Raw genomic sequence first — 8,364 nt, 5'->3', positions numbered from 1 at the left:
CGAAGGCGGCAGCAGGTAATCGGTCTGGCGATCCACAGGGATGAAGCGGCTCATGGCGATCTTCTCAGCTCGGCGATGACGGTGGTCAGTATCTCACGGTGCAACGGAAAGTCCGACAGGCTGCTAGCGATGCTTTTGATCGCGGGCAGCGCTAGCGCTCAGCAGTACGGCGCCAATCCCACATTGCCAGAACCGGACCGTGGGCTCTTACCCGACATGACGGTACCGGAACCCGCTGAGTGGGGCGACCAAACGCCTACCGTGCCCGATGGCTATACCATTACCGCCATTGCCACCGATCTTCAGATTCCACGCCAAACGCTGGTATTGCCTAACGGCGATATTCTGGTGGCCGAGGGTAGCGGCGGCAACGCACCGCAGTTGAAGCCAAAAGACTTCATCGCTGGCTATATCAAGAGCCAGGGCAATACCGCTGTAGAGAGCGGCAACCGTTTAACTTTACTGCGTGATGAAAATGGCGATGGCACTTACCAGCAGTCAGTATTTGCCGAAGACCTCAATGCCCCTTACGGGCTGGCGCTGGTGGATAACAACCTCTACGTAGCCAACCAAGACGCCCTGGTACGTTTTGACTACGAAGAGGGCCAAACCGAAGCCGACGGCCCCCCTGAAGTGATTGCCGAGCTACCCTCAGCGATCAATCACCACTGGACCAAAGCGATGACCGCCAGTGCTGATGGGGAGTTTCTGTATGTGGGAATTGGTTCCAACAGCAACATCACCGAGCGCGGCATGGAAGCGGAAGTTGACCGCGCAGAAATATGGGAGATTGACGCTGACACGGGCATGCATCGCCCCTATGCCACGGGTCTACGCAACCCCACCGCCATGGCGATTCAGCCCGACACCGAGCAGCTCTGGACGGTCGTCAACGAGCGTGACGAGCTAGGCCCCGACCTAGTGCCTGACTACCTCACGACGGTTCAGGAAGGCGGTTTCTATGGCTGGCCCTACAGCTACTGGGGCCAGCATGTCGACCCCCGCGTTCGCCCACAGGACCCTGAGAAGGTCGAGTCGGCGATTGCCCCCGATTACAGCCTGGGTTCGCATGTGGCTCCCCTTGGCCTCGCCTTTTCTACCCCTGAAATGGGCGATGAGTTCGCTGAAGGTGTGTTTATCGGCGAGCACGGCAGTTGGAATCGCGCCGACCCCGTTGGCTATAAGGTCGTTTTCGTGCCGTTTAGCAACGGCCAGCCCAGCGGCGACCCCATCGATTTTGTTTCGGGGTTTCTCACCGACGATGGCCGCACTCGTGGCCGCCCGGTAGGCGTCACTATTGACCCCGACGGCGCGCTGATCATCGCCGACGATTTAACCAACGCCATTTGGCGCGTCACACCCGATAGCCCTTAAGAAGAGCCCTTAAGAATAACCAGTAGGATTTAAGCGGGTGGCAGACCACCCGCTCATTCCGCATCTACCCACCTCGCACTGACTCCCCATCGCGCACTTGCTTACCGGCACTCACTATAGTTTATTAAGTATGATCGCCCTTAGCCGATGAGAGACCGCTTATGCCCGCCGCCAAGACGCTCCACGCCCCGTATATACACACTCCTCTGCCTCATGGGCATGCTTCTCATGGGCCCGGCGCATGCTGCTGTGGCTCACCCATGCTGCAGCAATTTCATGAGCGGGTCATGGCCGACCTGAGCCGACGCCAAGTGCTGGGCGGCACCGCTGCGGTGATGGCGATGTTTGCCGGGCTTAGCGTGCCCTCGGTGGTGAGTGCCCAGCCGCGTCAAGCCAACGGCCCGCTGCTGCTGACCAATCTGCAGCTGTTTGATGGTAGTGGCAGTGCGGTGCAAAGCGGCGTGTCAGTGCGTATTGAAGAGGGCCGGATTCACTCCATTCTCCCCGCCGATGCCACCGCCGAAGGAGCGGAAGTCTTCGACTGTGGAGGCAGGCTACTGATGCCGGGGCTCATTGATGCTCACTGGCACACCACGCTGGCGGCCATTACCCAAACCACCGCCATGACGGCTGATGTGGGCTACATTCATCTGGTCGCGGCCCAAGAAGCCAAACGCACGCTGATGCGCGGAGTAACGTCAGTACGTGATGTGGGCGGGCCTTCGTTTGCGCTGCAACGCGCCATTAACGAAGGCATTGTGGATGGCCCGCGAATCTTTCCCGCCGGGGCGATGATTTCCCAAACCTCGGGGCACGGCGATTTCCGCATGCGTCATGATATTCCTCGGGGCAGCACCACGCCGCTGAGTGAACAAGAGCACCAAGGGGTCGCCGCGATTGCCGATGGAGAAGATGAAGTGCTGCGCCGCACCCGTGAGCAGCTCATGTTAGGCGCTTCGCAAATCAAACTGATGGCCGGTGGCGGCGTGGCTTCGCTGTACGACCCACTCGACAGCACCCAGTTTACCGAGCGCGAACTGCGCGCCGCCGTGGATGCCGCCGGTGACTGGGGCACCTACGTGATGGTGCATGTGTACACCCCAAGGGGCATACAGCGTGCGCTGCGGGCAGGGGTAAAATCCATTGAGCACGGCCAACTAGCCGATGAAGAAGCCGCCCGCATGATGGCAGGCGAAGGCGCATGGTGGAGCCTACAGCCGTTTTTACAGGACGAAGATTCCAACGTTTACCCCGACGCCGCCCGCCGAGAGTCTCAGCGGCAAGTGGCAGAAGGCACCGTGCGCGCCTATGAACTCGCTCAGCGCTTTGATATTAAAACCGCCTGGGGCACTGACATTCTGTTCAACCCGCAAAACACCCCCAACCAGCTGCGCCAGCTCGCCAAACTTACCCGCTTCTACGACCCGCTCACCGTGCTGGCCATGGCCACCGGCCGCAATGGCGAGCTGCTTGCGCTTTCCGGCCCGCGCAACCCCTACCCCGGCACATTAGGCAAGATCGAACCCGGCGCCTGGGCAGACCTACTGCTAGTAGACGGCGACCCCAGCCGCAATCTGGATTTCCTACACGACCCAGAGCAGAACCTGCGCATGATTATGAAAGGCGGGCGCATTTATAAAGACACCCGCTAAGCTCGTTTTAAAACACCAAGATTACAACCCCAGCTAAGGTTAAAACCCCAGTAAACGGCGGCGCAGCGGCCTAATAGCTACCAGCGCCAGCGCTACCAAAGCCAGCCACTCTAACCAGTGGGGCAGCAGCTCTTGCACTTGACTGGCCTGCTCCACAGGGTTCCAACCGGCCAAGGCAACGGCCGCATCGAACAGCCAGCCGACTAGCACGGTCACGGTGAGCACGCAGACAAGGTAGACCGTCAACGCGGTATTACCCAACTCGCGGCGCAAAATGGCCAGCGTTGCTAGGCTGGTAATCGGCCCCGCCAGCAAAAACACTAGCGCCATCCCAGGCGAGATACCCGCTAACAGTAGCCCGGCCGCTACTGGCGTAGCTGCCGCCGCACAGATATAAAGCGGAATACCCACCACTGCCATCAGTATCAGAGCCAAAATACCGCCCGAAAACTGTGCCAGCGTATCCGGCGGTACCAGAGTGACCAGCACACCGGCAAGCAGCAGCCCGGCAAACATCCACGCGCTGATATCATCCAACAGATCGCTAAACGCATAGCGCAGCCCCGCACGGAGGCCGCTAGGTTCGCCGGTGTCGGCGTGGTGATCGTGGCAGCCATGCGACGAGCAGCAGCCAGCAGTGGCTGCAGGCGCAACGGCCTCTGCTTCGCGGGTAAAGCCCACTAGTAAGCCAGTCACAATGGCCGTTACCAACGCGCCAGCCACACGTACCACCGCCATCAGCGGCCCAAGCAGCACGCTGGTGAGCAGAATCGAGTCCACGCCCACGCCAGGGGTGCTGATTAAAAACGACGTGGTAGGCCCGCGCCCCGCACCGCCCCGATGCAGCGCAATCGCGGTGGGAATCGCCCCGCAGGAGCACAGCGGCAGCGGCATCCCAATCACTGCCGCCCGTACAATACTGCCCAGGCCGCGCCCGCCCACCCAGCGCTGCAGTAGGCGCTCTGGCAACCACGCCTTAATCAGCCCGGCAATCACCAGCCCCAGCAGCAGCCACGGGGCTGCCGTCAGCGCAATTTGCAGCAGCTCGGTTATCAGCGTCATCTCATCACCTACTTGTTCACGGTGGGAATGAGGACTAGCCTAAACCCTGTCATCGTTACAGGGTCAAGCCATGACACACGTCTACCGCATTGGCGAAGTGGCCGCCCGCACCGGCTGTTCACCGGAGAGCATTCGCCACTACGAGAAACTCGGCCTGCTGCCGCCCCCACAACGCGGTGAACAGGGCTACCGACACTACGACCAAGCGGCGCTTGAGCGCATCAGCTTCATTCGCCATGGCCGCAACCTGGGGCTAGACCTGCACAGCATTCAGGAGCTGTTAGCGCTCTCAGACCACCCCGACACCGACTGCAGCGCCGCCGATGACATTGCTAGCCGCCATCTCGCGCACCTGGAGGCGCGCATTGCCAAGCTTCAGGCGCTAGCCGACGAGCTGCGCCAAGTGGTTCATCAGTGCCGGGGCGGCAAAGCCGCCGACTGCCAAATCATCCAAACGCTGTATGAGCACCAGCCCAGCTGCAGTGACACCCGCTGTGGCGACCGCCAATCTTTGCTCAAATGACGCGCGGCCACCCCCCCAAAGGAACTGCCCATGATCGAAACGAAGGAAGAACTCGAGGCCATCAAAAAGACATGCCAAGCGATGGTCACCAAAAGTGCCGGACTCTCAGCGGGCACCGCCATCATCCCCGTACCGGGGCTGGATATCGGCTCGGACGTGGCGATTCTGATGCGCATCATCCCCAAAATTAATAGCCAGTTTGGCCTGACACCGGAGCAAATCGACGGCCTGGATACCGAGAGCAAGCTGTTCGTCATGACCGCTATCTCCAACACCGGCAGCAAGATGGCGGGCAAATACATCACCCAGAACCTCATCGTCTCGCTACTCAGCAAAATGGGCGTTCGGGTGGCGGCAAAAGGCGCATCCAAGTTCGTACCGCTGATCGGCAGTGCCGTGGCAGGCGGCATCAGCTTTACCGCCATGAAATACATGGGTAACAGCCACATCGACGACTGCTACCGCATCGCACTCGCTGCCCTAGAGCACCGCCAGCTCGAACGCGCGGTAGAGGACGACGCCGTGATCGAAGCGGACGCGTACACCCCCACCAACGGCCCCACTCGCCCTGATTCATAACGCAGCGCCCGTCGGCAATGGTATGCTGGAGCGTCTTGTCATCTTATCTAGGAAAAAGCAATGCCCGCTTATATCGTTCTGACCCGTGAACACACCCACAACAGCGAAGAGATGCAGCGCTACAGCGAAAAAGCCAAAGCCGCCCGCGAAGGCCACGACCCGCAGCCGCTAGCGTTTTACGGCGATTTTGAAGTGCTGGAAGGCAGCGCGATGGAAGGTGCGGTGATTCTACGCTTCCCGGACATGGCCGCCGCCCGCGCCTGGTACCAAAGCCCCGCCTACCAAGAAGCCCGCAAGCACCGCTTCCTGGGTGCCGATTACCGCGTCTTTTTGGTAGAAGGCATCGAAGAGGTGTGATGGCGCAACAAGTCACCCTCGATGGGGATGAACTCGCTCGCGGCATTGATGAGCGAGGCAGCGGTGAGCCGGGGCACACCGTAGACCTCGACACGTTTACCGTGCACCTCACGGATTTTCTGGGCTAACAGATCGAAGTCGCCATCGCCGGAGACCAGCACCACCACATCCACCTTCTCGGCGTATTCGATGGCATCGAGGGTGATGCCCACGTCCCAGTCGCCTTTGGCGGAGCCATCCGCACGCTGGATGAAGGGCTTGAGCCGGACCTCGAAACCAATCGAGCGGAGGATATTCTGGAACTCACGCTGCTTGGCGTCGCCCTTATCGATGGCATAGCAGCGGGCGGCCACCACCTCCCGGTTGACCGTTGCCTTGGCCCAGAAACGGCGATAATCGAAGTGTTTGCCGTAGGCCTCGCGCACGGTGTAATAGACGTTCTGGGTATCCACGAAGATAGCGACGCGTGTCATGGCAAAAGCCTCAGCAGGTAGTGAAACGCCAGCCTCTTGGGGCTGGCGTTAGTAAGCGGGTATGGTACCGCGCCGCTATTTAGAATGCGCCCGCTTAGCAGGAACGAAGCGCAACACCCCCATCACCACCGAGCCCACCAAAAAGCCAATCACCGCCGAGCACAGCGTATTGAAGCTCCAGCCCAGCGTGCTACCAAAGGCACCGGTGGACTCATGAATGGCATGCTCGATGTGATGCACCCACTCGTAGGGCGCGTTGAACCAGCCCGTTCCCTCTGCCCCCAGATTCACCATCAGGATATGCCCACCCACCCAAAGCATGGCGATGGTGCCCACTACTGAGATGGTCGCGAGCACTTTGGGCATGGCCGTGACCAAGCCACGGCCCAGGGCTTGTACGCCTGAGTGATCCCGCTGGGCAAGCTGTAGGCCAACATCGTCCATCCTGACCAGCAGCGCCACCACGCCATACACCAAAACAGTGATCACAAACGCAACCACCACCAAGCTGGCTAGCTGTGACCAGAATCCTTGATGAGACACCGTCGCCAGCGCAATCACCATAATTTCAGCAGAGAGAATCAGATCGGTGCGGATGGCACCACTGACGATCTTCTTCTCGGCCTCCGGCCCTTTTTCGACCGCGGGCTTGTCATCGTCATGCTGGCCAGAGAGCTTATGCCACACCTTCTCCGCGCCCTCAAAAGCTAAGTAGGTGCCGCCCATCATCAGGATGATCGGCAGTAGCCCGGGCAGAAAATGATTCAGCAGCAGCGCCGCTGGTAGGATAAAAATCAGCTTGTTGCGGATAGAGCCCAGCGCGATCTGCTTCACAATCGCCAATTCACGCTCTGCCACTACCCCGTGCAAATATTGCGGCGTCACCGCCGCATCATCCACCACCACCCCTGCCGCTTTCACCGTCGCACGACCAGCCGCGGCGCTTACATCGTCCAGTGATGCAGCGGATAGCTTCGCCAGCGCGGCAATGTCGTCCAGTAATCCAATCAAGCCGCCAATAGCCATGGGTATTTCCTCCGTGAATCAGCATTGCAGATAGTAAAGCACACGGTGGCTGGGGCGGGCGGACTCTTTTATGCCAAGGGCAGTGTCGATTCTCTCCCTTCATGACCTACCCTCACTGCGTCACTTCAAAGAGCGGCCTTCGAGGGAGCGCGCTATGGAGTGAGGGGTACTACCTTGAGGAAGCATTTTCAGGCAGCGTGATTTGCCCCGTTAGATAAGGCGCAACGCGGCCTTTAATCATCACGCGCTCACCTTCTACCACGCAGCTCAGCGCGCCTTGACGTGCGCCACCCTGGCGGGCAGTAAGCGCTTGCTTACCCAAACGCGCTGCCCAGTAAGGTGCGAGCGACGTATGCGCCGAGCCGGTCACCGGGTCTTCTTCCACGCCGACCTTGGGGCCAAACCAGCGAGAGACAACATCCACATCATCGCCTCTCGCAGTAACAGCCACACCTCGCCCTGGCAGCTGTTTAAGCCGCTGCATATCCGGCACGAGGCGTTCAATCACACTCGCCTCTTCAACTACCGCCACAATGTCATCCGAGATCAGCAGCTCTTCGATTTCGATACCGCCCAGGGCAGCGGCGACTTCTGCGTGCATGTTTAGCGGTGCGAGCGTTTTTGCGGGGAAGTCCATCACCAGCGTATCGCTCTCGCGGCGAACGGTCAGTACACCGCTTCTGGTTTCAAAGGCCACCGCCTCGGCCACCACGCCCAAGGCATGAAATACCACCCACGCCGCCGCTAAGGTGGCATGGCCGCAAAGATCCACCTCCACCGAAGGCGTAAACCAGCGCAGGTGATAGCCCGCTTCCGTGGGTACGAAAAACGCCGTTTCGGACAGGTTATTCTCCGCTGCAATGGCCTGCAGCAGCGCATCATCCAACCACGCCTCCAGCGGGCACACGGCGGCTGGGTTGCCCTCAAAGGGTTTTGAGGCGAAAGCATCTACTTGGTAGAGGTCGATTTTCATGGCAATTACCGAAAAAGAGAGGCGAAAACGCTAGGTTAGTGTCGCTTTCTGGAGGAGGCATCAAGCTCAATCGCGCGTTGTCAAGCGCTGAGCGCGTCTCCGCCTGGAAGCCATCACGGCCACTGCCGCGATGCAAAGGGCAGCGGCAATCCCGCCCATATAAAATGGGAATAGCCGCTCAGTCGCTCGAACAGTGGCGCAAGGGCCTGACCAAACAGTTGACATCCTCCCCTCCCTCAGCTTGCGCTGCCGCCTTGCGGCGGAAAGGAAGGGGATTCCCAGGTCGTTACCTTCCTGGTTCCTGCTTCGATGTTCGTTGCCTTCAATGCCTTGGCACTGCTGGTC

At 59.9% G+C, this 8,364-nt stretch carries 9 protein-coding genes; 5 read left to right on the top strand and 4 right to left on the bottom strand.

The window, feature by feature from the left end; translation table 11 throughout:
- The first annotated feature begins 129 nt into the window (after positions 1-129).
- Both L1249_RS16895 and L1249_RS16890 read left to right on the top strand, forming a co-directional pair.
- Entirely contained in the window at positions 130-1,374 is a 1,245-nt protein-coding gene (locus L1249_RS16895) for a PQQ-dependent sugar dehydrogenase (RefSeq protein WP_253028249.1), read from the top strand.
- Positions 1,375-1,634: 260 nt separating this feature from the next.
- Positions 1,635-3,026 carry a metal-dependent hydrolase family protein gene (locus tag L1249_RS16890; protein ID WP_052509948.1) on the top strand — a complete coding sequence of 464 codons (1,392 nt, stop codon included), beginning with the start codon at positions 1,635-1,637 and terminating at the stop codon, positions 3,024-3,026.
- A 39-nt stretch (positions 3,027-3,065) separates the two neighbouring features.
- On the opposite strand, the gene L1249_RS16885 is transcribed toward L1249_RS16890, so the two are convergent.
- Complete coding sequence (locus L1249_RS16885; protein ID WP_235253791.1) at positions 3,066-4,088, bottom strand: SO_0444 family Cu/Zn efflux transporter; 1,023 nt, start codon at positions 4,086-4,088, stop codon at positions 3,066-3,068.
- 70 nt (positions 4,089-4,158) lie between these two features.
- Here L1249_RS16885 and L1249_RS16880 point away from each other — a divergent pair, with 70 nt between their 5' ends.
- Genes L1249_RS16880 through L1249_RS16870 form a run of 3 tightly spaced genes read left to right on the top strand, consistent with a single transcriptional unit; the run spans position 4,159 to position 5,547 of the window.
- Positions 4,159-4,611, top strand: a complete 453-nt coding sequence (locus tag L1249_RS16880; protein ID WP_172515490.1) for a MerR family transcriptional regulator — start codon at positions 4,159-4,161, stop codon at positions 4,609-4,611.
- A 30-nt stretch (positions 4,612-4,641) separates the two neighbouring features.
- On the top strand, positions 4,642-5,190 hold the full coding sequence (locus L1249_RS16875; protein WP_232059488.1) for a hypothetical protein: 549 nt from the start codon (positions 4,642-4,644) through the stop codon (positions 5,188-5,190).
- 60 nt (positions 5,191-5,250) lie between these two features.
- The gene (locus tag L1249_RS16870) at positions 5,251-5,547 is read left to right on the top strand and encodes a DUF1330 domain-containing protein (RefSeq protein ID WP_058578686.1); all 297 of its coding nucleotides are present in this window, start codon (positions 5,251-5,253) and stop codon (positions 5,545-5,547) included.
- Here L1249_RS16870 and L1249_RS16865 read toward each other — a convergent pair.
- The 3 genes from L1249_RS16865 to L1249_RS16855 all read right to left on the bottom strand — a co-directional run bounded on the left by L1249_RS16865 (position 5,508) and on the right by L1249_RS16855 (position 8,019).
- Entirely contained in the window at positions 5,508-6,020 is a 513-nt protein-coding gene (locus L1249_RS16865) for a LabA-like NYN domain-containing protein (RefSeq protein ID WP_044629821.1), read from the bottom strand. The genes L1249_RS16870 and L1249_RS16865 overlap by 40 nt on opposite strands.
- Positions 6,021-6,095: 75 nt before the next feature.
- Positions 6,096-7,046, bottom strand: a complete 951-nt coding sequence (locus tag L1249_RS16860) for a DUF808 domain-containing protein (protein WP_044629822.1) — start codon at positions 7,044-7,046, stop codon at positions 6,096-6,098.
- Positions 7,047-7,215: 169 nt separating this feature from the next.
- Positions 7,216-8,019, bottom strand: coding sequence for a PhzF family phenazine biosynthesis protein (locus L1249_RS16855; protein WP_235253789.1), 804 nt, complete (start codon positions 8,017-8,019; stop codon positions 7,216-7,218).
- Between the last annotated feature and the right edge of the window lie 345 nt (positions 8,020-8,364).

It is taken from the genome of Halomonas sp. Cn5-12 (assembly GCF_021532545.1).
Lineage (GTDB): Bacteria > Pseudomonadota > Gammaproteobacteria > Pseudomonadales > Halomonadaceae > Vreelandella > Vreelandella aquamarina.
Note: the sequence above shows the minus strand (reverse complement) of the source record. Positions and strands in the feature narration are given on the sequence as shown.

What these genes read in the sequence shown, in the direction of transcription:
- L1249_RS16895 (WP_253028249.1), top strand. Translation starts at nt 130, where the DNA reads ATGCTTTTGATCGCGGGCAGCGCTAGCGCTCAGCAGTACGGCGCCAAT.
- L1249_RS16890 (WP_052509948.1), top strand. Translation starts at nt 1,635, where the DNA reads ATGCTGCAGCAATTTCATGAGCGGGTCATGGCCGACCTGAGCCGACGC.
- L1249_RS16885 (WP_235253791.1), bottom strand. Translation starts at nt 4,088, where the DNA reads ATGACGCTGATAACCGAGCTGCTGCAAATTGCGCTGACGGCAGCCCCG.
- L1249_RS16880 (WP_172515490.1), top strand. Translation starts at nt 4,159, where the DNA reads ATGACACACGTCTACCGCATTGGCGAAGTGGCCGCCCGCACCGGCTGT.
- L1249_RS16875 (WP_232059488.1), top strand. Translation starts at nt 4,642, where the DNA reads ATGATCGAAACGAAGGAAGAACTCGAGGCCATCAAAAAGACATGCCAA.
- L1249_RS16870 (WP_058578686.1), top strand. Translation starts at nt 5,251, where the DNA reads ATGCCCGCTTATATCGTTCTGACCCGTGAACACACCCACAACAGCGAA.
- L1249_RS16865 (WP_044629821.1), bottom strand. Translation starts at nt 6,020, where the DNA reads ATGACACGCGTCGCTATCTTCGTGGATACCCAGAACGTCTATTACACC.
- L1249_RS16860 (WP_044629822.1), bottom strand. Translation starts at nt 7,046, where the DNA reads ATGGCTATTGGCGGCTTGATTGGATTACTGGACGACATTGCCGCGCTG.
- L1249_RS16855 (WP_235253789.1), bottom strand. Translation starts at nt 8,019, where the DNA reads ATGAAAATCGACCTCTACCAAGTAGATGCTTTCGCCTCAAAACCCTTT.